Source organism: Moorena sp. SIO4A1 (genome assembly GCF_010672065.1).
In the GTDB taxonomy this organism is placed as follows: Bacteria; Cyanobacteriota; Cyanobacteriia; order Cyanobacteriales; family Coleofasciculaceae; genus Moorena.
The window spans coordinates 41,849-67,843 of the sequence record NZ_JAAHHX010000023.1 but is presented as its reverse complement, the minus strand read 5'-3'; the positions used below and the strand labels follow the sequence as shown (position 1 = coordinate 67,843).

The 25,995-nt window shown below is 42.8% G+C and carries 24 protein-coding genes and 2 pseudogenes; 12 read left to right on the top strand and 14 right to left on the bottom strand.

The features are described from left to right. Positions 1-87: 87 nt before the first annotated feature. Complete coding sequence (locus F6K53_RS16850; protein WP_293069581.1) at positions 88-2,340, bottom strand: ABC transporter substrate-binding protein; 2,253 nt, start codon at positions 2,338-2,340, stop codon at positions 88-90. A gap of 281 nt (positions 2,341-2,621) precedes the next feature. Here F6K53_RS16850 and F6K53_RS16845 point away from each other — a divergent pair, with 281 nt between their 5' ends. From F6K53_RS16845 to F6K53_RS16820, 7 genes are all read left to right on the top strand, one after another. Continuing rightward, on the top strand, positions 2,622-2,990 hold the full coding sequence (locus tag F6K53_RS16845) for a hypothetical protein (RefSeq protein WP_293069579.1): 369 nt from the start codon (positions 2,622-2,624) through the stop codon (positions 2,988-2,990). An 888-nt stretch (positions 2,991-3,878) separates the two neighbouring features. Beyond that, positions 3,879-5,456, top strand: a complete 1,578-nt coding sequence (locus F6K53_RS16840) for a mechanosensitive ion channel family protein (RefSeq protein ID WP_293024740.1) — start codon at positions 3,879-3,881, stop codon at positions 5,454-5,456. 117 nt (positions 5,457-5,573) lie between these two features. Next, positions 5,574-5,726, top strand: coding sequence for a hypothetical protein (locus F6K53_RS16835; protein WP_293069577.1), 153 nt, complete (start codon positions 5,574-5,576; stop codon positions 5,724-5,726). Between the two features lie 501 nt (positions 5,727-6,227). After that, a complete protein-coding gene (locus F6K53_RS16830; protein ID WP_293069575.1) occupies positions 6,228-6,794 on the top strand; it encodes a nicotinate-nucleotide adenylyltransferase in 567 nt (188 codons plus the stop codon). Continuing rightward, the gene (locus tag F6K53_RS45885; RefSeq protein WP_364303364.1) at positions 6,791-7,072 is read left to right on the top strand and encodes a hypothetical protein; all 282 of its coding nucleotides are present in this window, start codon (positions 6,791-6,793) and stop codon (positions 7,070-7,072) included. Before F6K53_RS16830 ends, F6K53_RS45885 begins: the two co-directional genes overlap by 4 nt. After that, entirely contained in the window at positions 6,991-7,497 is a 507-nt protein-coding gene (locus F6K53_RS45880) for an NUDIX hydrolase (protein WP_364303361.1), read from the top strand. The genes F6K53_RS45885 and F6K53_RS45880 overlap by 82 nt, the downstream gene beginning before the upstream one ends. A gap of 118 nt (positions 7,498-7,615) precedes the next feature. Then, positions 7,616-7,981 (top strand): response regulator, encoded by a 366-nt coding sequence (locus F6K53_RS16820; protein ID WP_293024747.1) that lies wholly within the window; start codon positions 7,616-7,618, stop codon positions 7,979-7,981. Positions 7,982-8,001: 20 nt separating this feature from the next. Here F6K53_RS16820 and F6K53_RS16815 read toward each other — a convergent pair whose 3' ends face one another. Together F6K53_RS16815 and F6K53_RS16810 are read right to left on the bottom strand one after the other, a co-directional pair. Then, complete coding sequence (locus F6K53_RS16815) at positions 8,002-8,235, bottom strand: hypothetical protein (protein WP_293024749.1); 234 nt, start codon at positions 8,233-8,235, stop codon at positions 8,002-8,004. Positions 8,236-8,239: 4 nt separating this feature from the next. Then, positions 8,240-8,422, bottom strand: coding sequence for a hypothetical protein (locus F6K53_RS16810; RefSeq protein WP_293039650.1), 183 nt, complete (start codon positions 8,420-8,422; stop codon positions 8,240-8,242). 447 nt (positions 8,423-8,869) lie between these two features. On the opposite strand from F6K53_RS16810, the gene F6K53_RS16805 reads away from it, so the two are divergent. The 5 genes from F6K53_RS16805 to F6K53_RS16785 all read left to right on the top strand — a co-directional run bounded on the left by F6K53_RS16805 (position 8,870) and on the right by F6K53_RS16785 (position 18,243). Further along, positions 8,870-10,750, top strand: a complete 1,881-nt coding sequence (locus F6K53_RS16805; protein ID WP_293069618.1) for an NAD+ synthase — start codon at positions 8,870-8,872, stop codon at positions 10,748-10,750. A gap of 41 nt (positions 10,751-10,791) precedes the next feature. Next, positions 10,792-10,974 carry a hypothetical protein gene (locus F6K53_RS16800; protein WP_293024753.1) on the top strand — a complete coding sequence of 61 codons (183 nt, stop codon included), beginning with the start codon at positions 10,792-10,794 and terminating at the stop codon, positions 10,972-10,974. Between the two features lie 1,094 nt (positions 10,975-12,068). Further along, on the top strand, positions 12,069-13,877 hold the full coding sequence (locus F6K53_RS16795; RefSeq protein ID WP_293039646.1) for a GGDEF domain-containing response regulator: 1,809 nt from the start codon (positions 12,069-12,071) through the stop codon (positions 13,875-13,877). Positions 13,878-14,034: 157 nt separating this feature from the next. After that, the gene (locus tag F6K53_RS16790; RefSeq protein WP_293081386.1) at positions 14,035-14,991 is read left to right on the top strand and encodes a hypothetical protein; all 957 of its coding nucleotides are present in this window, start codon (positions 14,035-14,037) and stop codon (positions 14,989-14,991) included. A gap of 96 nt (positions 14,992-15,087) precedes the next feature. Further along, positions 15,088-18,243 (top strand): hypothetical protein, encoded by a 3,156-nt coding sequence (locus F6K53_RS16785; RefSeq protein ID WP_293081385.1) that lies wholly within the window; start codon positions 15,088-15,090, stop codon positions 18,241-18,243. Between the two features lie 202 nt (positions 18,244-18,445). Here the strand turns inward: F6K53_RS16785 and F6K53_RS45875 are convergent, their stop codons facing one another. From F6K53_RS45875 to F6K53_RS16735, 11 genes and pseudogenes are all read right to left on the bottom strand, one after another. Then, positions 18,446-19,024 carry an FAD-dependent oxidoreductase gene (locus F6K53_RS45875; RefSeq protein ID WP_364303355.1) on the bottom strand — a complete coding sequence of 193 codons (579 nt, stop codon included), beginning with the start codon at positions 19,022-19,024 and terminating at the stop codon, positions 18,446-18,448. A 3-nt stretch (positions 19,025-19,027) separates the two neighbouring features. Next, positions 19,028-19,438: an FAD-binding protein gene (locus F6K53_RS45870; protein WP_364303352.1), complete on the bottom strand. Its 411-nt coding sequence runs from the start codon at positions 19,436-19,438 to the stop codon at positions 19,028-19,030. Between the two features lie 160 nt (positions 19,439-19,598). Then, complete coding sequence (locus F6K53_RS16775) at positions 19,599-19,937, bottom strand: cupin domain-containing protein (protein WP_293024778.1); 339 nt, start codon at positions 19,935-19,937, stop codon at positions 19,599-19,601. Next, positions 19,938-20,252, bottom strand: a pseudogene (locus F6K53_RS16770) (cupin domain-containing protein); the annotation flags it as partial. Positions 20,253-20,292: 40 nt separating this feature from the next. Continuing rightward, a pseudogene (locus F6K53_RS16765) lies at positions 20,293-20,616 on the bottom strand (pyridoxamine 5'-phosphate oxidase family protein); the annotation flags it as partial. Positions 20,617-20,636: 20 nt separating this feature from the next. Continuing rightward, positions 20,637-21,239, bottom strand: coding sequence for a hypothetical protein (locus tag F6K53_RS16760; protein WP_293039909.1), 603 nt, complete (start codon positions 21,237-21,239; stop codon positions 20,637-20,639). 273 nt (positions 21,240-21,512) lie between these two features. Next, positions 21,513-21,851 (bottom strand): hypothetical protein, encoded by a 339-nt coding sequence (locus F6K53_RS16755; protein ID WP_293039906.1) that lies wholly within the window; start codon positions 21,849-21,851, stop codon positions 21,513-21,515. Positions 21,852-22,189: 338 nt separating this feature from the next. After that, complete coding sequence (locus F6K53_RS16750) at positions 22,190-22,504, bottom strand: TMEM14 family protein (RefSeq protein WP_293024780.1); 315 nt, start codon at positions 22,502-22,504, stop codon at positions 22,190-22,192. Between the two features lie 37 nt (positions 22,505-22,541). Next, entirely contained in the window at positions 22,542-22,700 is a 159-nt protein-coding gene (locus F6K53_RS16745; protein ID WP_293081382.1) for a hypothetical protein, read from the bottom strand. 145 nt (positions 22,701-22,845) lie between these two features. Then, positions 22,846-24,564 (bottom strand): urease subunit alpha, encoded by a 1,719-nt coding sequence (ureC, locus tag F6K53_RS16740; protein WP_293039903.1) that lies wholly within the window; start codon positions 24,562-24,564, stop codon positions 22,846-22,848. Positions 24,565-24,697: 133 nt separating this feature from the next. Further along, the gene (locus F6K53_RS16735) at positions 24,698-25,015 is read right to left on the bottom strand and encodes an urease subunit beta (RefSeq protein ID WP_293024769.1); all 318 of its coding nucleotides are present in this window, start codon (positions 25,013-25,015) and stop codon (positions 24,698-24,700) included. Positions 25,016-25,995: the final 980 nt, after the last annotated feature.

Below are 25,995 nucleotides of genomic sequence, written 5' to 3'. Positions count from 1 at the left end.
ATTTCCTACTCCCTACTCCCTACTCCCTGCTCCCTAAAAAACCAGAAATATGTACTTAATAAAATCGTAAACCGCTATAACAAATAACTACAAATACCGCCAGCACAGAAGAGACGTATAAACTACCAAAATCACTGGAAACGCCACTCTTCCAAACTCCATTAATTTGCTAATCTTGATTTTACCAGACTGAAACCCCTCACTATTCCCAATCACCACCATCAACAACTGTAAGCCATTGAGTATGTAAACGATATAAAAGGCATAGTCGAGAGCCACTACATAGCCAACCCCCTCCGGTAGTCCTTCTATCAAGCTTAGATGGTAAAATACAATCGCTAGTAGCAAGCCACTTACTGCTTCTACGGACATGTGATCGAAGGGGAGAAACATAAACAGGTATCCCACCACCACAAAAAATAGTAGAGGCAAAAGATTCTTGATACTAAAACTGACTAAATCCCGCTTGATTTTAATAACCACATTGAATCGAGAATATTCGATATCCGAATCTGTGTCTATAAATCGTCGATTGCCCAACGTGGAATTGTTAATCACCGTATCCTGGAAAAAGGCAGCACTCTCAACACTCCAATCGGTAATCTGATCAAACACTTTAGCTGTCTTCCAATTTTTGAGAACTTCTTCTGTAGTGGTATCTCTCATTCCCACGAAGTCCACTACATAAATTAGCTTGTCCCGAGTTAGGTTGAGATGTCGAAATCTCGCTGATAGGGTCTGAAGGTCAAACGGGTAATCGTGAAAATCAAACTTTTCATGAAAATCGGCTTTAACCCGGTATACTTTATATTTTATATCATTGTTTAAATCTGTATCTATCGGTTCTTTTAAGGTCAATTTTTCTCCTGAATCTAGCCGCTCAATGCCATAATTTGTGAACTCGATTTGGTCGGCTGTAATATCCCCTTGGTACCTAAACCAAATGAAAAAATCAACCAAATATGAGGAGGTTTTTTCATCTATGTGACTAATCTCATTGATATCCATCCCGGTGTAAACGATATGGGTTTTTACCATATAGTTATTACCAACCTTTACAATTTCACCACTGTCGAGCTGTTCCTCCAGATTAGCAACAGCCCGTAAGTCCGGGATTATTTGCAGCTGGCTAAATGCTGAAATAAAATTTCTTCTATCAAAAATACCCACAAAAACGGGTGCTACTGCATTACCATAATAGTCAAAATAAATATTTCTGGTTGCCCCCTTGAACGCCGTTTCCTGGCTATTAATAGTTGCTAAGCTTTCTTTAAGCATCAAACGGTCTTTCGGTAAATCGTCCCAGGTAATATCAGAGCGTTTAATTGCCTCAACAATGGCTTTTGCCGCATCATAATAGCAAGTCGCCACCCATCCCGGCGCTTGTTTGTACTGCTTTTCAAATTCGTTTCTGAACTGTTGACCCCCATCATCAGAAATGTCAAAAATAATCGGAGCAATGGCATAAATTCCATTGGTAAAGAAGCCTGGTTCATCCTTCTCCTCTGGGGAGTATTCAAACCGTTGCGCCAGGGATATTTCTGCTAAAGAGTCACCGCCAAAAATGGGGAAATCCATCCCAGAACTCTTCATTTTGGCAATTAATCCAGCCACTTGATTGCGATTCGCTGTCATCACAATCACTCCTGGGTCTTTCCCACTATTTTTTAAAGCCAATAAATCTTGATAAATCGTTTCTATGCCTTGGTCTATATCATCCCCTAATACCCACTTACTGACTACTTCTCCCCCTAACTCCTGAAACGTCTCTTCAACAGTCTTCCCTAAGGTCAAGCCATAGCTGCTGCTGCTGGAAACTAGGCTAATCTTTGAAGATCCCAGAATCTTTTTGATGTAATTGGCAATAAAAGTACCCTGAGCACTGTTAGAAAAAATGGTGCGAAAATACCAACTGTTCGATTGGGTGACCCCATCAGCAGTAGCTGAGCCGGTCACCGCAGGAATCTTATAGTCTTGATAAACTTTGCCAGCAGCCGTAGATACCCCACTACTGTAATGACCAATCACTGCGATCGCATTTGATTGAGCAATCTTCTTCGCAACCTGCTGTGCCACATCCGGATTGCCTTGGTCATCATAAACTTCAAGCTTAAATTTTTTCCCCTTAACACCGCCAGCCTTGTTAACTTGCTTAATGTAAAGTTGAGCACCGTCTACCATTGCTCTGCCTGAGCGTTGGGCTGATTCACTAGCATTGCTTAACGGAGCTGCGATCGCAATGGTTATCCTCTCTTGATATCCCTCGAAGGTATCAATTGCTACAACTGTAGCCCAGGCAAGCAGTACTATAGATACTAATACGATGGCTTTTTTTAGCATATATCACCTGATCAGTTGAATGGTCACAGATTACAGGTTACAGGTTTAACGTTACAGGTTTAACGTTACAGGTTACAGGTTGTTCGCGTAGCGTGGCCTTTTGGCCAAGGTTACAGGTTGAAAGTTACAGGTTGAAAGTTACAGGTTGAAGGTTGTTCGCGTAGCGTGGCCTTTTGGCCAAGGTTACAGGTTGTTCGCGTAGCGTGGCCTTTTGGCCAAGGTTACAGGTTACAGGTTTAACGTTATAAAGTTTATATTTTACGTTACAGGTTACATGTTACATGTTTAACGTTACAGGTTGCCAGTTATACATCCGGCTTTCAGTTGTTAACCCTCTAATCTTCAACCATCAACCATCAAACCTTCAAACCATCAACCATCAAACCTTCTATCTTAAACCATCAACCATCAACCATCAAACCATTAACCATCAACCATCAAACCATCAACCATCAAACCATCAACCATCAACCTTCAACCTTCAACCTTCAACCTTCAACCTTCAACCTTCAACCTTCAAACCATCAACCTTCAAACCTTGGCCAAAAGGCCACGCGCTTCGCAGCAAAGCGGGACTTCGTCCATCGCGTTCAACCTTACCTGGCTTCGCGAGTGGGCAATCACGCCCTTGCTGCAATGGCGGCGATTAAACCTTTCTAAAAACCACGAATTAGAACTGTCAATAAAATTATTTAAAACAGGATAAAGGCTTGTGAAAAATGATCAATGATCAATGATTAATAGACTGAATTATAGCCAAGTCAACCTTTTTACAATCAACCTTGTCTAAAAAAAACATCCCTTAGGACTTTTAGAATAAACTAGGTGGCAATTTAATCAATATTTTTTTAATTTTATTCTCTCTATTGACTTTATTATATCTATTACTTATTTTTAATATAGCGGTTATGATATTAATGAGGTAGACATAATTTTTTACCTATTCCCTATTCCCTATTCCCTATTCCCTATTCCCTATTCCCTATTTTCTGTAATAGAGCCATAGCAATTGCTTTAGCTAAGATCCTCAGGGATATCACCGGCACTTCCGTGCTATAAATTCGATAAACTAATAGGTGGTAACTATTCATCTATCAGCTCCTCAGCCGTCAGCTTTGGAAGGGTTAACTTCTGTTGCTCTCATCTGAATGTTCGCTTTTCCAGGTTTAGATACTTGTTTAATTCTTTAATTAAATAAAACAATACACCATTAAACCTTTTAAGCAAAGCTTATGAAGCATAAGTAACAACAGGGATTAATTATGAAATAAATGTGAAATAAATGTGAAATAATGTGAAATTAAGCTCAACTGATGATCTGAGCTCAAGTTGTGATCAAATGGCGCAGATCGACCTAGAGGTCTCCTGTCCATGGAACACTGTCAAGAAAAACCTTTTGAAACCTTCATGAACTTCTGGCTATGAGGCGGTGGATGAACCTTCCTGTAGTGGTATCAATTTAATTGTAGTTAAGAATATAATTTATATTTAATAAGTAAAGTATTGTATTATACTGAAAGGTTGAGCTAATTTGTTAAGTGAACAACATAATTATTATCTTGGCTGAAGTCAGCCTGGTCATCGTAGTTTTCTGTCTAGTCAACTGGCTGGTGGGTATACTATTCAAGCAACTGATCAGAGTTGCTTGGTTCCAAAAGGTGAACAGCAATGCTAGAAACCTCCGCCAGAACCTCCAGGCGCTGATCGTTATCTGTTGTATAGCGCTATGCCTTCTAATTGTTGGTGGCAACGGTTGGCTGATCTATCGCGGGAAAGACCTCAAGGAATACACACTTGGGTTAGTGAGCAATATTCCCAAAGGATTCTGGATAACCCTTGGCACTGGGTTAGGCAAATGCATCTGCCTTCTGATGCTAGTTGCGTTCGCCATGAAACCCTTGCAGCGTTTGCTCAACTATGGCTGCGTTCGGGCAAAGAAACTAGAACAAATCACTGCTAGTGATGAAAGCATTGAGGATTTGTTCAGTTACTTAACCAAAATCCTTACCAGTGGACTCTGGCTGCTTTCCCTAATCTGGTGTACCCAGTTTCTGAAAGTGCCAGAATCCACAACTAAGTATCTGTACGTTCTTCTTAACATCTATCTGATTATTGGAATCGGGTTGCTCATTCTGAGATCCATCGTGGTCATTATCGATAGCATAGACAACCTGACTGTTCAATACTCTAGCCCTGATAATATCCTGCGATTCTATAGCAATCTCAGGCATCGGATTCCTTTCTTTAAGGGGTGCCTAGAATATATAATCTATGTTACCATGGCCACCCTGGTGGTTGAGCAAGTAGAGATAATTGCTAACTTAGCCACCTATGGATCGAAAGCTGTCAAAATTATCGGTATCATCTTCCTGAGTCGTGGCTTGATCGTGATCGCCAATTTGTTCCTCGAAGAAGCACTGCTTAGGTCCCCGAAGCTGACTGATGTGCAGCGAAAGAAGCGGTTAACGATTATTCCCATACTAGAGAGTTTACTGAAGTACTTGATTTACTTCGGTTCGGGTATATTGATCCTCGATACCATAGAAATTGACGCCACCCCAATCCTAGCGGGTGCTGGCATTGTGGGGCTAGCGGTCGGTCTTGGGGCGCAGAATCTCATTAACGATATGGTTAGTGGATTCTTTATTCTCTTTGAAAACTACTACCTGGTAGGTGACTATATCCAAACAGGGGAAGCCGAGGGGATTGTGGAGGCGATTGAACTGAGAACTACCCGTATTCGACACTTCAATGGTCAAATGCATATTATTCGGAACGGGGATATTGGCTCAATTACCAACTACTCCAAGGACTATATCTATGCTGTAGTGGAAGTTGGGATAGAATATGATGCTGACCTGGATCATGTGTACAGGGTGATCGAAAAGGTGGGACACCAGTTAAAAGAGAAGTATTCCGAGGTAATTGAACCGACCAAGGTGGATGGAATCGAGGACTTTGGGGATTTTGATCTGTCCATAAGAACCGTTACCAAAGTTAAACCTGGAAAGCACCGCCTGATTAAGCTAGTGCTTCGTAAAATGATCAAGGATTTCTTTGACCAGGAGGGCATTGAATTAAACTTTCAGGATCCGGTGTTTATTTTGAAACAATAGGGCCTAGGCAATGGAGGTGAGATCGCAGCAGTTGATTGGCCTTGGCCTTGGCCTATTGGCCACGCTACGCGAATGGGCCACGCGGGGCGCGTTTGGCCACGCTAAGCGAACGGGCGGTTGAAACTCCCACAGTTTGAGGGGCGTTGCACTTTTAGAGAGATGATTGGTGGTGGGATGGAACAGATGGAACAGCGGGAAGAGGGGGAAGTCAGCTGTCAGGCATCTATATCAGGCATATATCGGTCGCCTTTACATCTAATTGATTTATAAATTGAATCGTCAAGGGGAGAGGATTGTAGAGTTTTTCCCGCTTATTCAAAAATAGACAAGTTAAATAGGCGACAGCTTAGTAGGGTGAGTTATCAACTCACCTTACTCAAGGGAGTTACTAGGTAAGTCCTGATCAGTTGGAGTTCTGGGTAAATCCTATTTGAGTTGCCCCATTTCTCAGGTTCTGTCGATTGTACCTACTGTCATGCCCCCTAGTTGATTGACAAAAGTCTTTCAACTAGGGGGCTATCACCATTTGTATCAGGAGTTAAGCAAATAAGCTATATATAGCTTGTAGCAGTTCAAGCGTTCGCTGAAAGCGGGACGAAGTCCATCGCATTCTGTTTCCTTTGAGTGTACCCTAATCCGTGGCGCGTTTAAATTTTATAATTCTGAAGCTAAAACCCAACGCTAGGCTTAGATCACTTTTCACGCACTAGATGCTGAAGAGCAAACCTAATCTCAAACCCCTTTGAGCTTTTAACTAACTTTTAACTAACTATGGTCAATATTGCCCTGTTTGGTACCAGTGCAGATCCCCCAACTTGTGCTCATCAAGCCATTCTCCAGTGGCTATCCCATCACTATGACCAAGTGGTGGTTTGGGCCTCAGATAATCCATTCAAGTCTCATCAGACCACCCTAGAACAACGTTCCCAAATGCTCACGTTACTGATTGAGGAGATTGACCCGTATCAAAATCCGATCCGTGTCAGCCCCGACTTGAGTAGCCCGAGAACCTTGGAAACCATAGCACTAGTTAAACAGCGCTGGGGATTACAGGCAAACTTGACTCTGGTGATTGGTACTGATTTAGTCCGTCAGATGCCCCGTTGGTATCAAATTGAACAATTGTTAAAACAAGTACAGTTGCTGGTGATACCTCGTTCAGGATATGGAGTAGATCAGGCTAGTTTAGAAAAGTTGAAGCATCTAGGAGCACAATTAGCGATCGCTAATATTACGGTACCATCAGTTTCCTCTACAGCGTATCGTGAGAATGGTGATACAACAGCACTGACTCCTCTGGTTAAGGACTATATCCATCAAGAGCAGTTGTACCAATGACCCAAAGCAGCAATATAAAGGTCAAACTACCAGCTCTAGCCAACCTCCAGGTCAGGGCCCGTCATGTGATTTTTTCCGTCAATACCCAACAAAGCCGCCTTTTGGTACTCCAAGAGGAAGCCTTCCTCGGTAAATCGAGTTTACCAGGAACCTTGGTGTGGGACGGAGAATCATTAGACCATGCTGCCGATTGGCCTTGGCCTTTGGGCCACGCGGGGCGCGTTTGGCCACGCTACGCGAACGGATTTGGGCAGAGAAAATTCGAGTTAACAACGTGAACCTAGAGCAACTGTACACTTTCGGAGAACTAGGTCGTTATCAACCAAAATTGGTTAGAGTCGAGGTTACCTATAACCACCACTACGCCATGGGTTACCTATCCGTCAGTTACTTTGCCCTAGAGCGACTAGAAGAAGCTAAATTCAACACAGATGATGTCAGTGGTATTGCCTGGTATTCCATCGAGCATGTGCCGCAGCTCGCCTTTGACCATAATCAAATTTTGGACTATGGTTATCGGCATTTGCGCAACAAATTGGCAGACAATTCTGTCGCCTTTGACCTGTTCCGAGATGTATTTACCCTCAAAAATATCTATACTATTTATCGACTGTACACCACATTTTTTTGGGAAAACGTCTCTGATTATTACAATTTTAGCCCTCGTCTTTTAAAGCTATGCTTCCTGGCTGATACTAGTTGAAAAGTCTCTCAGGGAGCAGATCGTCCATGAATTTTGGACCGCTTTGATGCGGAGGCATATGCTCGTTTAAAGGATAAACCGTTGGTATTTATTTAGCAATGAAAAAACATCTGTAATTGTGGTTCATAAAATCCTATTCATTGAGGATGACGATTTTAATCGAGAAGTTATCACTGAATACCTTCAGTTGCAAGGGTATGACGTTTGCGCTTTACCCCATGGGTTAACCATTAAACGAGACCTCGCCGACTTTCAACCTGACTTGATTCTGCTGGATCTCAAATTACCAGAAGTTGATGGCTTTACCTTGATCGAAAAACTCAAGAAATCCCAATGGGCAACAATCCCTATAGTTATCCTTTCTGCCTACTCCTTCCCAGCAGACAAAAAGCGAGCTCTCAGACTAGGAGCTCGTCGTTATCTAGTCAAACCAGCGCTTCTCAGAGAAATAGAACAAGCCATAGAGGAAGAAATAACCAATTGATATCCAGTCAGCTTTTTTTGTCATTTGTCTTGAGAGCCACAAAGTTGAGCCCCCTGCCAAACACTCTTGTGGTATACAATACCGATGGTACCGGAGATGATATGAGTTTGAAGTCTTAGGCAGGACTTACGCAAAACTAGGCCAGAAGTTCCCTTAAGTAGTAAGTAGGGTTGGTTAATAACGCACCCTACAGATAAGGTTGTTGCGTAAGTCCTGTTAAGGAAATCATTGACATTGATTGTCTCATCAGTCATGGAATTAGTTTTTTTGATTCTGCTGTAGGAGAAATTCCTGAAGGATTTCGCTCAGGTTCTCTATAGACCGTCCCATCTTAGCAATTTTTGCTTCTGTCTGAGACAGTCCGAGAACTGCATTTTGAAGTTGGTTGGCTAGACTTTGAATCTCTTCTCGATAACGGTTTTCGAGTTCTTCTACGTTCATGATTTATTTTTGATTACTTAATCTACACTATCAAGTATTAGGTTTGCGTTAGGGTTTACGTTCGAGTTTACGTTTATGTTTAATTTCGTTAAAATCCTAGGATTATTTTTAAATTAAATATCAATAAATATAACGATTAAATTTTCATAAATGAGATGCCTATATAATTACCGGTATTAGGAATTATTAAAATTTATGTTTGTCCAGAAATTGTTCAAAGATATCAGCAGCAAGCTTTGGAGTTTATTTTCCAAGGTAATCAAAGAATAAAACCAGCCAAGCAATTTCCAAGAAAAATGCTAATCATGAGCCAGTTACTTTTTATATAAAAAAAATTTTTATATACGATATAAACTGTATATTTTCGCCTTTAATTACTAACCAAACCCAGATTACTAAAGATTGTGTGAAGTAGATGGCCTAAACTATAAAAAACAAGCAAAAATGATGAAGATTGCGATCGCTCAACTCAACCCCACCATTGGTGATATTACAGGCAACGCTCAACAGATTCTTGAAGTAGCCAAGACTGCTGCGAGTCAGGATGTGCGTCTGTTGCTGACACCAGAATTATCCTTGTGTGGCTATCCACCACGAGATTTGCTGCTCAATCCCAAGTTTCGAGAGTCGATGACTACACAAGTGCAACAACTAGCTCAGCAGCTACCAATGTCTCTAGCGGTTTTGGTGGGGACAGTAACACCGAATACCAAAGCAGAGCTTGCTGGTGGCAAACCTTTATATAACAGCATTGCTCTACTAGAGGGGGGAAAAGTACGGCAGATTTTTCACAAGCGACTCTTGCCCACCTATGATGTTTTCGATGAAAACCGCTACTTTGAACCAGGACGGGAGAGTAATTCCTTCACCATTGATCACCAACCATCACGAATCACAACTGAGAATGCCCACTCCCCAATTAAAATCGGTGTTACCATTTGCGAAGACTTGTGGAACGATGAAGAGTTTTGGGGCAAACGCAGCTATCAAGTCAATCCCATCACAGACTTAGTTCAACAGGGTGTAGACCTAGTGGTAAACCTGTCCGCCTCACCCTATAGCGCGGGTAAACAGAAAACTCGGGAAGCAATGTTGCGCCATAGCGCTAGCCGTTACCATACACCTATCCTCTACGCCAATCAGCTAGGAGGCAATGATGACCTGATATTTGATGGGTGTAGTGTAGCATTTAATCAGGCTGGTGAGATGGTATGTCGCGCCCGTGCCTTTGAAACAGACTTAGTCATTTTGGAATATGACCGAGAAACACAGGATCTGGTCACCCCACCAGAAACAACTATACAGTCTCCACCATCGGCAGCCATAGCACCAGCCCCAGCCAGCCTAGACGAAGAAATTTGGTCAGCCTTAGTCCTAGGAGTCCGGGATTACACCCGTAAGTGTGGTTTTAAAAAAGTCGTAATTGGTTTGAGTGGTGGGATTGATTCTGCTCTTGTAGCTGCTATTGCCACCGCCGCCTTAGGAGCAGACAATGTCTTGGGGATTCTCATGCCTTCTCCGTACAGTTCTGACCACTCCGTCAAAGATGCTCTCTCATTAGCACAAAACCTAGGTATTAAGACTCACACCCTAGCTATTGGTTCCTTGATGCAGGGGTTTGACCAAACCTTAGCCTCCCTATTTGCCGGGACAGAGTTTGGTGTGGCTGAAGAGAATATTCAATCCCGAATTCGGGGCAGCTTACTGATGGCGATCGCTAATAAATTTGGCTATCTCCTGCTCTCTACTGGCAACAAGTCAGAGATGGCAGTGGGTTACTGTACCCTCTATGGTGATATGAATGGTGGATTAGCTGTAATTGCCGATGTTCCCAAAACCCGGGTCTACTCCCTATGTCGGTGGCTAAATTCTAAGGCAGAGGAGTCCCAGGTTAATCAGGATTTGCAGGTTAGTAGGGTCAAGGTTGAACCTTCAGACTCCTCTTCTAACCTTCAACCTGATCAGCCTCAACCGGCTAACCTAACTGACTCGAACGCCAAAGGCGAACAACCTTTAAGCCAAACAGAAATTATTCCTTCTAACATTATAATTAAGCCCCCTAGCGCTGAATTAAAACCTGGTCAAGTAGACCAAGATTCCTTGCCATCCTACGATATCCTAGATGATATTCTGGAGCGACTGATCCACCAGCACCAAGCCCCGGAGCAAATTATTGATGCAGGTCATCAGCCCGAAGTGGTTAACAAAATCATCCGACTAGTCGCTCGTGTTGAATTTAAGCGCCGACAAGCTGCCCCAGGCTTAAAGGTTACTGACCGCGCCTTTGGTACTGGCTGGCGGATGCCAATTGCTAGTCGTTGGCTATAGGATTAGTCTATCTCCAACGTATATCTGCTAACAGTCAGCATATGTGGAAACTCATTGACGATTTGCTAGAGCTTTCGAGAGTTAGCGGTGACCCGATGGAGCAACCTTTTATTTTACCTTTCCACCCTTCACAAATTATTGGTTATAATAACACCATTGCTTCGTCTCCTCCACACCTGAAAACTATGGCCATCACTACTGATCTAATGATTAGCACTAGTTAAATTACAATTGATGATCTGTTTGCAAACATAAAAATGGCAAAATGGCAGCCATGTGTTTCATTTTTAATGCAAATCCAAACATAAAAATGGCAAAATGGCAGCCATGGGTTTCTTTTTTATGAAAATTCAGGATTGAAGATGGCTAAGGTTAATTATGGCGCTTAGTAAATTTAAGCTGTTAGGAATTGAATTTACAGAAATCGCAGCTTGTTTGCCCCCATGCTTGACGCGGGGGATGAAAATAAGTTAGGGGATGCACACCCCTGGTCTACTTTGTTTGTGATTAGGAGGTGATCTAACTAGTGCAATACGGGACAAAGAAAATATTATTATCTGGATTATTGTCTGGGAACATACCAGATGAAACTAATGACCTACTTGTTTTATGGTGTGAACCAGCCAACAACATGTACAAGCAGGCTTGGTAGGCAGTAAGACAGACTTCTAAACGAAAACTGTCAGTATTACACTTACTTTGATGCTTATGATATGTACCGAGTTGGTCGAAAACACAAGAGTATTCCTATGGTCAACTTTGCAAAGATTTCCAGGATAATCCGCACTACAAAGCACCTCCTGTTCACCAAGGTCAACAGGAGGTGCGACCCGTGGCGAATTTAATTCTTAATGGGTCAAGCGCACCTATACTAAAGTCGGTAGTTGAAGCCTGCTTTTCTTATAACCAATTATAATCTCCTGTGCTTGACGCGGAGGATAGTTCAATTGTTTTAACTAGTTCTAGATCTGTTGGGATTAAACCTAAAATTACCTGAATTATACATAACCAACTATCCTCCGAGTCAAAAGCTTCGAGTTAGGAGCTTCGAGTCAGAATAATTGATTTTCCAGGAATTTTTAGGAGAAATTGGCTTGGGAATCCACTAATCGTTATTGCTCCTCCCACTAACCTTGCTAAATTATTGTCCTGATTTCTGAATTTTGGATCATGTATACTCATCAAAATTTGCCCATTAATTACATCAAAATGAGGTAAACTTAAGCTAGTTGTATTTCTATAAGGAGATTACTTATCTCCTAAGACACAATCTTTCTAATCAAGTAGAAAATTATTGATGAATAGATAGGGTAAATCTATGAATAAACCACTGCGAGTTTTGATTGTCGAAGACTCAGAAGATGATGCTGAGTTGCTAGTGGTTGAACTAAAAAATGGTGGCTACGAAGCAATTTATGAACGAGTGGAAGCACCAGGAGCAATGAACGAAGCCCTAGATAATAAAGGGTGGGATCTGGTGATTGCTGATTACTTCATGGCTAAGTTTAGCGCCATTAGTGCCTTACTCCTCTTACAAAAAAAAGGCTTAGACTTACCGTTTATTATCGTCTCCGGCTCGATTAAGGAAAATATGGCAATCGCTGCTATGAAAGCGGGAGCCCATGACTATTTACTTAAACACCAGTTAGCACGATTAGTTCCGGCGGTGGAGCGGGAGTTAAGAGAAGCAAAGGTGCGCAAAAATTACCGGAAGGCAATCAAGAGGTTACAAGACCTGACGTTTTATGACGAATTGACCGGTTTGCCTAATCGGACATTGTTTTTATACTACCTTCGCCAGTGGTTTAAGCCAGTAAAGCCAATTCACAATCGCAAATGTCTACCGATGGCATACCCGATTCTACCAACTCTTTGCTGGGATGAACCAATTGTTGGAAACACTCAGAAGGATAATGTATTTGCTGTGCTATGTCTGACTCTCAGTCGCTACCTACTTATCCAATACAGTCTAGGTGATCTACTCAGTGAACAACTCCTAGTTGCTACTGCTCAACGCTTACAGAAATGCATCGGTGATCAGGATATAGTGGCACAGATGAGAGAGAATAAATTTGGGATTTTGCTCTCGAATATCCAAGACTTAGATCAGGTGAAAGAGACAGCTGAGCGTATCCATCAGGAGATTTCCATCCCATTTGAACTCAATGGGCGAGTCGTGTCTTCTAATTGCTACATTGGTATTGTCCTGAGTACCATGGGGTATGAGCAACCGAAAGATTTGCTGCGAGCGGCAGATACGGCGATGTATTATGCCAAATTAGAAGGTATTGGCTCCTCAGAAGTTTTTCATCCTAGTATGCAACAGAGAGCTATTGAGCGACTACAGTTAGAAACCGACTTACAACAGGCAATTAAATACGAAACATTGCATCTGAATTATCAACCAATTGTGTCCCTGACAACGGGCAAAACTATTGGTTTTGAAGCCTTGGCGAGGTGGCAGCACCGTACTCGCATCAAGGTTAGTCCTAGTGAGTTTATTCCGGTAGCAGAAGAAACAGGACTAATTATCCCCCTTGGGGAATGGATTTTGCGGGAAGCCTGCAAACAGTTAAGCTTTTGGCAAGACCAGTTTCCTGATTATTCTTCTTTGAGTATCAGTGTGAATCTGTCTGGTATTCAACTCAACCAACCCCAGCTGATTGACCAGATTGACCAAATCTGCACCACCTTAGAATTGAGTGGGGCGAACTTGAAGCTGGAAATTACTGAGAGTGTGTTGGTAGATAATGCCTCAGTTGCTAGCACTATCTTGCAGAAACTTAAAGACAGAAATATAAAATTGTGTATCGATGATTTTGGCACCGGATACTCATCGTTTTCCTATCTAAATGATTGGCCAATTGATATCCTGAAAATTGACCGTTCTTTTCTTAGCAAAGGATTTCAAAAAAATGGCAAAACTTTTGATACGCTAGAAGCGATAGTTAATCTAGCTAAAAAGCTAAAAATTGAGGTAATTGCTGAGGGAATAGAAACCCAAGAACAAAAAGACATTTTGCAAGATTTAGGATGTGAATATGGACAAGGATTATTATTTGATGAAGCCCTCACTGCAGAAACTGTGACCAATTTGATGTTAACCAAGCCAGATAGGTTTTGGTAATCGCTATAGTAGGAATTAAGAAAGGCAAAAGGTTATCCCCCAATATTCACCGAAGATCGGGGGGCAAGCTTGCATGTAAAAGAGGCCAAACATGAAACCTGACTTGGAAAACAGATCCTACACTGCAAGAGCTGAGCATAAACTAGGTGATTCAGTCTTGAGCACGTCTTACGACTTAGGAAAATGGGCGTTGCTCAATCAAGTAATGAATAGGAGTAGAGTGGGCATCCTGCCCGCGCGAAATAAGGAGGAAACTGGCAAGATGCCAGTTCTACGCAAGATGCCAGTTCTACGCAAGATGCCAGTTCCACCAAGATGCCCATTCTACCTCACTCTTAAAATCATTCCATTATTCAGCAACGCCGGAAAATGCACTCAAGACAATGGACTGAGCACTCAAAACTCAGCACTCAGTTTGCTTAAACGTTTACTAATTGCCACAGCGGTGCTGTTGGCTGTTGTCCCTACCACAACTAGTTGCAGTCTATTGGAACGGCAGCCTCGGTCAAACTCTACCTTGGTCTACAAAGGACCAGTTAGGCAGGAGGTGAAAGCTGGTTCATTGATACCAGGGACTGATATTCGGTACATCAGTAGGACGGAGGATAAAACTGCTGAAGTGTTGATCAATGGACAGCGGGCATTTAAGCGCAGTGGTGACTCTCTAGACTGGACTGGAAGTCCTCTGAGGGGAGTCGAAATGCGCCTCAACCAGCGGGTATTAGTTTATAGTGATGAACGCCTACAGGCTGGTGGTACTGTTCGTCTAACGGTAGATGGGGTATCTTCTAAACCTGGTTGGGTACCGCAGGTACCGGCTCAAACAAACCCCAGTCTAGTGGTTTACAAGGTTCCAGTTTTATACCGAGTCAAGCAGGGAGAAACAATTCCTGGTACCACTTTGAGTTATACCGGCAAAACCGACAAAGGTGCGCAGTTGGGTGGATTACCGACCGGAGAGTCTCCCTACCGCCAAGGGGGTGACTCGATTAGTTGGCGAGGAGAATTACGCCCTAGAGTTTATCTCGATTTAGTAGTGCGTACTACCTTATATAACGAAGACCGTCTGAATGTGACTGGCTTTGCAACAGTTATCCTAGCAATCGGTGGTTGAGGGTTGTTGGCTCTTGGCGTCCCTTTTTGGAGTTTGGATGTTAGAGTTGAGAGTTGAGATGGCTACTTAAATGGCGGGAAGACCCTACATTGGTCGATGGATAACTCTAATGCGATCGCAACTGATAATCAGCATGCCCTGAAAAAACTGGCGTCGGCAGTAGAAGCCTCTCAGGGACAGTTCAAGCTGATTTTAGCCCGCTGTAATTATATTAGGGTGCGTTTCCGTTTGGTAGCGCAATTATCAACACTCTGGGACCTTGACATTCATACCGTAACCCTTAAGCCATCAGACAACGTGCTCTATGACACCATTCGGTCAATAGTGGGAGAAGAACGCCCTAGTGCTGTGATGGTGTTGGGCTTAGAATCGGTGCAGAATCTAGCACAGATGCTGAGTGTTACTAATCAAGTGCTCGAAGAGTTTCAGAAAAATCTTCCTTTCCCCTTAGTGTTATGGATTACAGATGAGGTTCAGCAGCAACTAACCCAGTTTGCTCCAGATTTCGAGAGTTTGGGGACACCGATAGAATTTGCGATGTTCCTTTGGAACCGCTACGCGATCGCAACAGAAACCTTAATTACTGAACTCAAAGAGACTACCGATGCTATCTTTGACTATATTTTAAAATCTAATATTATAGCATATTTTGTCCCTACTGATATAGGTATTCTACGTTACCGGGAAATTGATGCTGCTCTGAAGGATTTACAGCATCGCGGTGAAACCCTAGAACCTGCGCTCAAAGCTAGTATAGAATTCCTTCGCGGTCAACAGGCCTATGCTAACTCTCAGTTGGGTAGTGCAGTAACTCACTATGAGCAAAGTTTGGCATTTTGGCAACCAGCGCCAAGGGAGACTGAGAGATGGGGAGATTACCAGATCAGGAGATCAGGAGATGGGGAGAGTGGGAAAAATGTTTCTTCATCTAATTTAGATAATTTAGAAGATGTAAATAACTTAGAATATCTAGATAACTTAGAAGATGTAAATAACTTAGAATATCTAGATAATTTAGAAGATATAAATAACTTAGAAAACGGGAGTGATACTACGGTAAATGAGATTACCGTTTCTGATCAGCAATTCCTGGAGCGTCAGGGAATCGTCCTGTTTTACATTGGGTTGTGTTATTTCCAGCAGGGGGAAAAGTCTCGGGAACCAGAAAACTGTCTCTATTGGAACGATGCTAGAGGATTATTCCAGCAGTGTCTTGATAGGTTTGAGCAGTTGAATCGTCATGATTTAGTCACTAAGTTGATCAATCAACTAGGTGAGGTGATGCAACGTCTAGAGGATTGGGATGATTTGTATCACTTAGCTCACAATGCCCTAGGGTTACAGCAACGCCAAATCCTATTAGGGGCGCAAGGTCTGGCACCACTAAAAGCCCAAGCTTACGGATTTTTAGCAGAAGTCGCTCTTAACCAATCTCGTTGGCAAGAGGCTAAGCAAAATGCTCAGAAAGCATTAGACACTATAGCGACAGTTTCCTCTGGTGTGGCACAAGAGGGCACAGAGGAAACAGAGGAAACAGAGGGTACAGAGGGCACAAAACCATGTCTTAACTCAGGAGTCGGCATTCAGGAGAATGCACTCCAGACAATGCACTCACTTCAAACTAGTCTGTATCTACTACTGTTAGCTCAATCTGAGCAACGGCTAGGTGAAGCTGAAGCTGCACTCCAACACCTAGAACAGGCAAGGGTTATTGCACCTCAGGATAATCCTCGGTTTTACAGTCGGATTTTGCAGGGATTGCGATCGCTTTATTTCCAGCAGGGGCAGTATCTCCAAGCTTTCCAACTTAAGCAATATCAACAATCGTTAGCGCAACAGTATGGTTGGGGAGGGTTTATTGGTGCTAGTCGATTACAGCCACGACAACGGATAAGGTTGGTGGGGTTGCCAACAAATTTGATCGGAGCGCAACGCCTTGCCCCCCTAGAGGAGGAGAATAGAAAAACTATAGCGCTAGAAATTGCGGCATCTGGGCGACAGCAGGATGTGAATCGCTTGATTGAACGGATTGGAAGCAATGATTACAAGCTAATTGTGATTCATGGGGAATCGGGGGTGGGCAAGAGTTCTCTGGTGAATGGGGGATTAGTACCAGGGTTGAAACAGACTGTGATTGGTACAGAAGATGTGTTGCCTGTAGTGATGGCAGTCTATAGCAATTGGGTAGAAGAATTGGGACGGTTATTGGCAGAGGCATTAAATAGAATAAATTTAGAGACATTGCATGGAACATCTCTACAAAGTCCAGATATTATTATACAGCAATTGCGGCAAAATGAACAGCACAATTTGCGGACAGTACTGATTTTTGACCAGTTTGAAGAATTTTTCTTTGTTTACCTGGATAAAGCTGAGCGACGGCAATTTTTTGAATTCCTAGGAGAGTGTCTTAATACTCCGTCAGTGAAGGTGATTCTGTCGATGCGGGAGGATTATCTCCATTATTTACTCGAATGCGATGGACGTTCGCGTAGCGTCGGCTCTGCCGAGAGTCCCGCTTTCAGCGAACGCGCAGCATGGTCGGGTAGCGCTAATCCCATGCTGAGTATGGAAATTATTGGCAATGACATATTGAGTAAGCATGTGCGCTATCCTTTAGGGAATTTTTCCCGAGATGATGCCAAGTCGGTGATTGAGCAATTAACTAAACAATCGCATTTTTACCTGGAACCAGCTTTGATTGAAGAATTGGTACAGGATTTAGCTGGGGAGTTCTCGGAAGTACGTCCGATTGAATTGCAGGTAGTAGGAGCGCAATTGCAGGCGGAAAGTATTACTACCTTGGAACAATATTGGGAAGGGGGTTCAAAGCAAGGATTGATGGCGCGGTATTTGACTGGAGTAGTGGAGGATTGTGGACCACAGAATCAGCAGGTGGCGGAACTGGTGCTATATTTACTGACAGATGAAAAAGGGAATCGTCCACTGAAGACCAAGGCTGAGTTAGCTAATCATTTAGGAACAGAAGCTGATAAATTAGAGTTGGTGTTAAGGATTTTAGTAGAGTCGGGGTTGGTGGTTAAGGTACCGGATATTGTTGCTCACCGCTATCAATTGGTGCATGATTATCTTGTTTCTTATCTACGACAACCAGCACTGAAGTTAGATGAGTTAATTACAAAACTAAAACAAGCTGATCAGGCTAAGCAGGTATTGGAAAATACTAACCAAAAAGCCACCCATCAGATTAAGATTGGGTCAGCAGTATTGAGCCTTACATGGGTTAAGTAAAAGGACACAACAAATTGGCTCTAGCTTCGGTGACACTGATAATTTTCATGAGTCATTTTACTAACGTACAACAAATTGTACCACTTCCACAAGCAATGCAGTCGCTCATGGGCAGCGACTGCATCAACATAATATAGCAGGCAAAGGAAAGGAAAAATTGCCTCAAACTCAGACATTCAGGATCTGCAGCTGCTAAACCTAATCACCGCAAAACCCTATCGGTATTAGCGGCTTTGGGAGGCTGACTACGACGGATATCCCGCCAAATTTGAGTAGCTGCTAATGCTCCATCGGCAGCAGCAATGACAACCTGATTCAGTCCTACCTTTAAATCACCAATGGCAAAGATACGAGGATGGGAAGTGCGGGCCATCTTATCTGTAACCAGATTCCCTCCCTTTTTCTCCAAATCAAATGTATCTAGATATTGGGCATGGTATTTGGAACCCATGGAAATCAAGCCAGCTTCTAACTCAATTACTCGACCATCGGTTAATTCCACTCCAGTCATCTGATGGTCTTCCCCTAAAAATTGCTCAACTGGGGTTTCTATGATTTGATAACCCTGTTGTTGTATTTTTTGTCCCAATTCATCATTTACCTCGAACAATCCTTGGGTAAATAAAGTAATTTCAGAAGTAAACCAACCCAGAGGAAAAACTACTTCCGCATTACCTGCAGTGCTAGCAAATACCCCCACCTTTTTATCAGCCATTTCATAACCATCACAAATGAGACAGACCTGGAGGTTATAACCTGCGTAATCATAGACATTTCGCATATTTTACAAGGCTGGCAAATAGTCAATAATGCCACTAGCAGCAATCAGATATTTAGCCCGAAAGGTATAGTATTCACTATTGTTTCGACCGACTTTTACTCGCACAGCAAAGGTCTCACCCTCATCAATTACTTCTTCGACAAAAGCATCTAGTAAATCGCCACCGATAGACAAATAATGCTCTTTACCTTGTCTAAGAACAGAACGACCAGGGGTATCGGGAGGTAAACCCAGGTAGTTGTGGAGTTCCTGCATCCAAAAAGAGCGGGCTTTGCCTTTATCGATAATCAAAGTATTGAGTAAGTAACGCTGGAGATAGATTCCCGCAGAGAGACCTCCTGCGCCACCTCCCACAATAATTGTGTCGTAAATTTTGTCAGTGGATTCTTGAAGATTTTGTTTTTTGAGTTTCATGATATTATCTCTGTAGTGATTTGGAAGATAGCAATTATCTATGCCATGAGGTACAAAGGGATCCCCCTAAATCCCCCTTATCAAGGGGGACTTTGAGGTTGATAACCATACCTCATAAATCCTAGAAACGCTATAAAAACTATTAGAATTAAATTTACATTTAATTTAAATGTCCTGTTTTAACGTAAATTAAACAGCCTTCTTTACTAAAGGGAGTATGAGTACTGCCATGAGGATTACGTATCCAAGTTCCTTTAGGATAAGTTCCATGTTCATCTTCAAACACCCCGTCAATTACATAAATTTCTTCTCCCCCAAAATGACTATGGTGTTTAAAAACAGTTCCAGGTTCCCATTTCACTAGGGCAACATTCTCTGTACTATGAGTATGTAATGGCATTACCTGTAATCCTTTAACTAAACCTGGAACCCAAGAGTTGTTAGTTGTATCGATTACTACTCGCTCTTGATCTTCAGGAGACATTTGCCATAGTTTCACCAGAATCGTACAACCTGATTCACTCTTAGGAGTATGGCTTGAACCTACGGGATTGCGGACATAAGTACCAGGGGGATAATCTCCTTTTTAATCAGAAAATATGCCATCTAAAACCAGAAATTCTTCACCACCACCATGAGTATGAGCAGAAAAGGAACTACCAGTTTCATAGCGAACTAGAGACGTTGCTCTGGCTACTTCCTCTCCATCCCTTTCCAAGATCCGACGCTGTACACCGGCCATAGGAGAATCAACCCAAGGTAGCTCTTCGCTATAGACAACAACTCGTTGACTTAAATCTGCATGAATCTGCATGGTAACCTCCTGAAATTAGGTTTATTGTTGGAATCTCTAATTATTGCTTGAGATTGCTACTATCATCACCTGTCCGACTACTTATAGCGGTTTTTAATTGGGTGAGGTACAGAGTCCTGGGTTTTAGGGAATATTGATTGAGCAGTTGTGGGTTGTTATCAATAACTTGAGCTCTTCCCCAAATCTTTAATCGGCGACGGTGAGCGTAATCCATCAAAAATAGAAAAACGCGATCGCTTTCAGACAAGTTACCGACACTGATGTATTGCAGATTTCCTTGAAAATCCACAAAACCCAAGGTTTTATCGTCCAGAACTTTGAGGAATCCTTTAGGTCCTCCACGAAACTGGATGTCAGGCCAACCGTTACTGTTGACTTAGTAAACTATCGAGTTGTCATAGCAACCAGCACTCCCAGTAACTCATCCACAGGTGTTAAATAGCGGTCATTAAGATCCACCATCGCCTTGCCTTCTTGTGTAAGAGCCAGGAATCGCCACACTTGTCCGGTTGTAACAGTTCCATATACTGTTCGCTCAGCCATCTCTGGCTCTTTTTGGTTAACCAATAGAGCTGCATACATTGTGGCGAGGCATTGAGGGAGTCCTTCATTAATATTTTCGTTTTTTGCCTCTACCACTACCACCACTGGAGCTTTGATCGTTAACTTATCTGGGTTATCAGTAAGGATGAAATCAAAAAATCCAGTAAGTCCCTGTGCTGGATCTACATTAAAGTTTTTGCCAGAAAACAGACTAATACGAGGGTTTATGACTGTAATTTCACTTAAAATAGGAGCGATTAGATATTCAGAGCGAGCTTTTTCAGTATTGATAGCAGTTGCTAGTGGCACAAAGCGTCTGAGAGCTTCCTGAAGAAAGTCACTGGGGTAAATTGGGTCTGCTTGAATCAGAGATGGCACAGGTTCTAGCATATCAATCCCTAGAGAAGCTAGTGTGTCTAGAGATTTAAAATCACTGTAGGACATTCACATCTCTCCTAGGTTTTAAACTTGACACTTGTTACTTGTTACTTGTCAAAGGTCAATTTTAAAGTAATACTTAACACTTAACAAGTAATAATAATTCAGCCAAATAATCGATAATTCCTGGAAATAATACCGAATTGTTTGGCTGCTCAAGCTCTTATTTATAGCTAATTAACCTGGATTTATACCTTAAAAATTACTAACTCAGAAACGCAAGGTACTAGACTTGGTGTAGCTTTCGTCCCCCGCCCCAAGCACGGGGGTTTTCAGCTTTCAAGAACTCTTCATAAATATGAAAGAGAAGATGGAAATTAGGACAAAACCAATAACGAGATTCTCGACAGGTAGGGTAGATTGAGGGTTTTCAAGAAAATTAACTGTCGGTCTGACCACATTTTCCAGATTTATGGGATTGTTAAACTGGACTTCTTGGAAATAAGAATAACTAGGTTCATAACTAGGCTCTTGGGGATTGATAAACACTAGAGAAACAGCTTGATCCATCGGACTCACTTCGGCTAATTCTTCAAAAACCAAGTTACGGCTACCGTTAGCAGTCCTGGCGATGGCTGGACTGGTTGAGTTATAATAGATATCTGTGGTGAGAGACACTTGACTAATAATTATTACTATTGGTAAGGTTACAGGTAAAGCACCGCCTAGGCTATAGGGGTTTCTAGCCCAATCTTAGCATTTATAGATAGGATTTATAGATAGGATTTATACATAAGTCAACTGCGAAGACAGGAAGAAAAATAAGCTCAAAGGAAGTTTAGGGGCTAAGACTGTTGGCATTTTGCTCTTATCAGCACGAGACCGATGTACACAGATACCAAATAGACTCAGATTAGTCGATCGGTTAGCCTATCCGGTATCTGTGTGTAAAAATCCATGGTGTGCTTTTCTGGTTGATCAAATGCATTCAGGGGGGACTATATAAAAGCCTGGTTTTAAGCCATAGCTGGATAAAGCATCACCCCTAGAGACACCACACCAGCAATGATCATGAGTCCAGCTGGCATAAACTTGCGAGTTTTAGCGAGCCGGATGGCAAACACAATCACCAGTGCAGCTGCTACGGCTATCCCTAAAGTTTGTGCCCAGGGTTGTCCTTGAAGCTGCATTATTCCAGCAAATATTAGCAATAAACCGCTGATTATACCAGAAATGAGAGATATTTTGCTTTTGGCTTTAGCATAGCCCATGATTCCCCCGATCAGGGCTAAGATTCCGTATAAGAGTACTGCTGCAATACTTAGATTCATCGTTAAATTTTTTGTCAAACTGAACTAAGTTATACCTCTAGCTCGATACCTCTATGGTCAGTTCAGCAGAAAACTTAACATTAGGGAGTAGGGAGTAGGGAGTAGGGAGTAGGGAGTAGGGAGTAGGGGTAACTAGTTGAATGTACCTTATAAATATGGTAAACCCTATAACGGCTATAGCAATTATCATACTCATCAGGTACACAGGATTTTTGTTCACTCCCCCCCCTCCCTGGCTCCGGGTCTCCAACTCCACAAATATTACACCTACTCCCTACTCCCTGCTCCCTGCTCCCTAAAACCCAAGGATTTGTACCTCACCCAATTGATAACTGCTATTATCAAAATAAGAAGTAACGCTGTGCCATGGGTAAAACCGTTGCGGGCTCGCATGTTAATAATTCCCCATCAGCTCTGACTTCATAGGTTTCTGGATTGACCTCAATCTGTGGCAAGGCATCGTTGAGTTTCATGTCGGTCTTGCTCAAGTTTCGGGTGTTGGAAACGGCAACAGCAGATTTTTGTAAGCCAATTTGAGCTGGGATGTCTTGGTCTAAGGCAGCTTGGGAGACAAAGGTAACGGATGTGGCTGCGATCGCACCACCAAAACTACCAAACATCGGACGCATATGAATCGGCTGGGGTGTCGGAATACTAGCATTGGCATCACCCATTTGGGACCATGCGATCGCACCACCTTTAATCACTATCTCTGGCTTGACTCCAAACATGGCTGGACGCCACAGACACAAATCGGCTAGCTTCCCTTCTGCGATGGAACCAACATAATTAGCAATTCCGTGAGCGATCGCAGGGTTAATCGTATACTTGGCAACGTAACGCTTGGCTCGGAAATTGTCATTTTCCCCAGTTTCCCCAGTAGTGGTGGATAACATTCCCCGTTGCACTTTCATTTTGTGGGCTGTCTGCCAGGTACGGATAATCACTTCACCCACCCGTCCCATGGCTTGAGAATCAGAGGCAATCATACTAAAAGCCCCTAAATCATGAAGGATATCCTCAGCAGCAATAGTTTCCCGACGAATCCGGGACTCAGCGAAGGCCACATCTTCAGGAATGCCCCGGTCTAGGTGATGGCACACCATGAGCATATCGAGATGTTCTTCTAGGGTATTAAGGGTATAGGGACGGGTAGGATTGGTAGAAGAGGGCAATACATTAGCTTCACTACACACTTTAATAATATCTGGAGCATGACCTCCCCCTGCTCCTTCGGTGTGGTAGGTGTGAATGACTCGGTTTTTGAAGGCAGCAATGGTATTTTCCACAAACCCGGCTTCATTTAGGGTATCGGTATGAATTGCCACCTGGACATCAAACTGATCCGCCACACTTAAACAGGTATCAATAGCGGCTGGAGTAGTCCCCCAGTCTTCGTGCAGCTTCAATCCCATCGCACCTGCTATCACTTGTTCCTGTAATCCCTCGGGTTTGGCACTATTGCCTTTACCTAAAAACCCTAGATTCACAGGAAATGCATCCGCAGCTTGCAGCATCCGGTGAATATTCCAAGCACCAGGAGTACAGGTTGTGGCGTTAGTGCCAGTGGCTGGACCTGTACCACCGCCGATCATAGTAGTGATACCAGATGCGATCGCAGTTTCAATCTGTTGGGGACAAATAAAGTGAATGTGAGCATCAATCCCCCCAGCCGTGACAATCATTCCTTCCCCAGCAACTGCTTCGGTGCTAGGACCAATAATAATAGTGACATTGTCCTGGATGTAGGGATTTCCGGCTTTGCCAATGTTGACTATTTTGCCATCTTTAATACCAATATCGGCTTTAACAATACCCCACCAATCCAGGATGAGGGCATTAGTGATCACCAAATCCACAGCACCCTCAGCGCGGGAGATGGGGGATTGTCCCATTCCATCTCTAATCACTTTACCACCACCGAATTTAACTTCATCACCATAGGTGGTGTAGTCCTGTTCCACTTCGATCACTAGTTCTGTATCAGCCAAGCGGATGCGATCGCCTACGGTAGGACCATAAGTTTCGGCGTAGGCACGACGATCCATACGATAACTCATCAATAACTCCTTGATTGAGGGTAATAGGTAATGGGTAATGGGTAATGGGTAATGGGTAATTTTATCCCCTTGGCCAAACTCTCGGATTACCTGTGGGTAGGGCTTGCTTTAGAAAAAAAATAGTAATTATATATCAAGTTGAGCTATCAAGTTGACCATTTATTTTGCCATTGAAGCCGTAGACCTGACGACTACCAACAATAGTGACTAATTCCACCTCTCGTTCGTCTCCCGGTTCAAAGCGGATAGCGGTGCCAGCTGGAATATTTAAGCGCATGCCTTTAGTGGCTTCCCGGTCAAATTGGAGAGCTTCGTTGACTTCAAAGAAGTGAAAGTGAGACCCTACTTGAATAGGGCGATCGCCTGTATTCGCTACCCGTACTCTGATGGTTGCACGACCAGCATTGAGTTCTATTTCCCCTGTTTGGGGAATGATTTCGCCTGGAATCACTAACTAACTCCTTAAACCCTGACTAGCTTTTTATTATCTCGTGAATTAGTTGATTATCTCGTAAATTCGATTTTTTTTGTAGCCTTAACTGACACACTGAAGCAGGGCAAACGCATCTACCTCTCTTCTGTCACTCAGGGAGTTGTAAAATGAAGAGCAAACCTATTAAACCCGTCAGTCGAGTATGGTAGAGGCGAGACAGGCTGCTTCCACAGTGAGAAAAGTAGATACATACTGTGAACTGTACAAAAACTTATTTGTAGAAGTAAGAGCCTAGGAGTACTTTAAATACATTCATTTGGGACGTGCTTAGTGACTTTGAAATAGTTGACCAGAGATAGGTAAGGTAGTAGGGTTAGAAAATGCACAAGGATTACACCATTGTCTTGATGCAAAGCGCGAGTGGGGGAAACCACGGCAGACGAAACGAAGCGAGAGGGTCGCCTTATTCAAAAATATTTAACCCTTTTCTGCATAACCTGCTGACTATAAAGGCGACCCTCTCTTACGGTAACTATCGCCAAAGGCGCGCTTGGCCGTAGGCCACGCCAAAGGCGAACGCGAACAAACCACTCGCCCTTTGCATCAAGACAGAGAAGTTATTTAGGGAAAGAGAGGATTAAGACAATATTGGGAGAGCACAACGGATAAAGAGAGAATACCAGCCGATTCAACTTGGTTTGTCATGACGAAAATTCCCAAAATCACCTATGACCAAGTTGGCCAAATATATCAAATAAGAGCTTGGTTGGAATATGGATTTAAACAAACTAAAAGTGAATTAGGTTGGGCAGATTTACCCGTAAATAATTCTGGTTAAACCATTTTTTTATTCTTGATAAACTTCCATATTTATTACTTATTTAATTCGGAGAGTGACAGAAGAGGAATATATTAACTGCTTGTCCAGGATAAAGCTATATCGTTAGCCGACTGCTAATAGTTGACTGTTTAGATCAGATCAAGTCTGCTGGCGTCGT

Excerpts from the sequence above, each read along its gene's own strand:
- F6K53_RS16850 (WP_293069581.1), bottom strand. The coding sequence starts at position 2,340 with ATGCTAAAAAAAGCCATCGTATTAGTATCTATAGTACTGCTTGCCTGG.
- F6K53_RS16845 (WP_293069579.1), top strand. The coding sequence starts at position 2,622 with ATGTTTAACGTTACAGGTTGCCAGTTATACATCCGGCTTTCAGTTGTT.
- F6K53_RS16830 (WP_293069575.1), top strand. The coding sequence starts at position 6,228 with ATGGTCAATATTGCCCTGTTTGGTACCAGTGCAGATCCCCCAACTTGT.
- F6K53_RS45885 (WP_364303364.1), top strand. The coding sequence starts at position 6,791 with ATGACCCAAAGCAGCAATATAAAGGTCAAACTACCAGCTCTAGCCAAC.
- F6K53_RS16815 (WP_293024749.1), bottom strand. The coding sequence starts at position 8,235 with ATGACTGATGAGACAATCAATGTCAATGATTTCCTTAACAGGACTTAC.
- F6K53_RS16810 (WP_293039650.1), bottom strand. The coding sequence starts at position 8,422 with ATGAACGTAGAAGAACTCGAAAACCGTTATCGAGAAGAGATTCAAAGT.
- F6K53_RS16805 (WP_293069618.1), top strand. The coding sequence starts at position 8,870 with ATGAAGATTGCGATCGCTCAACTCAACCCCACCATTGGTGATATTACA.
- F6K53_RS16800 (WP_293024753.1), top strand. The coding sequence starts at position 10,792 with ATGTGGAAACTCATTGACGATTTGCTAGAGCTTTCGAGAGTTAGCGGT.
- F6K53_RS16795 (WP_293039646.1), top strand. The coding sequence starts at position 12,069 with ATGAATAAACCACTGCGAGTTTTGATTGTCGAAGACTCAGAAGATGAT.
- F6K53_RS16785 (WP_293081385.1), top strand. The coding sequence starts at position 15,088 with ATGGATAACTCTAATGCGATCGCAACTGATAATCAGCATGCCCTGAAA.
- F6K53_RS45875 (WP_364303355.1), bottom strand. The coding sequence starts at position 19,024 with ATGCGAAATGTCTATGATTACGCAGGTTATAACCTCCAGGTCTGTCTC.
- F6K53_RS45870 (WP_364303352.1), bottom strand. The coding sequence starts at position 19,438 with ATGAAACTCAAAAAACAAAATCTTCAAGAATCCACTGACAAAATTTAC.
- F6K53_RS16760 (WP_293039909.1), bottom strand. The coding sequence starts at position 21,239 with ATGTCCTACAGTGATTTTAAATCTCTAGACACACTAGCTTCTCTAGGG.
- F6K53_RS16750 (WP_293024780.1), bottom strand. The coding sequence starts at position 22,504 with ATGAATCTAAGTATTGCAGCAGTACTCTTATACGGAATCTTAGCCCTG.
- F6K53_RS16745 (WP_293081382.1), bottom strand. The coding sequence starts at position 22,700 with ATGAGTATGATAATTGCTATAGCCGTTATAGGGTTTACCATATTTATA.
- ureC (WP_293039903.1), bottom strand. The coding sequence starts at position 24,564 with ATGAGTTATCGTATGGATCGTCGTGCCTACGCCGAAACTTATGGTCCT.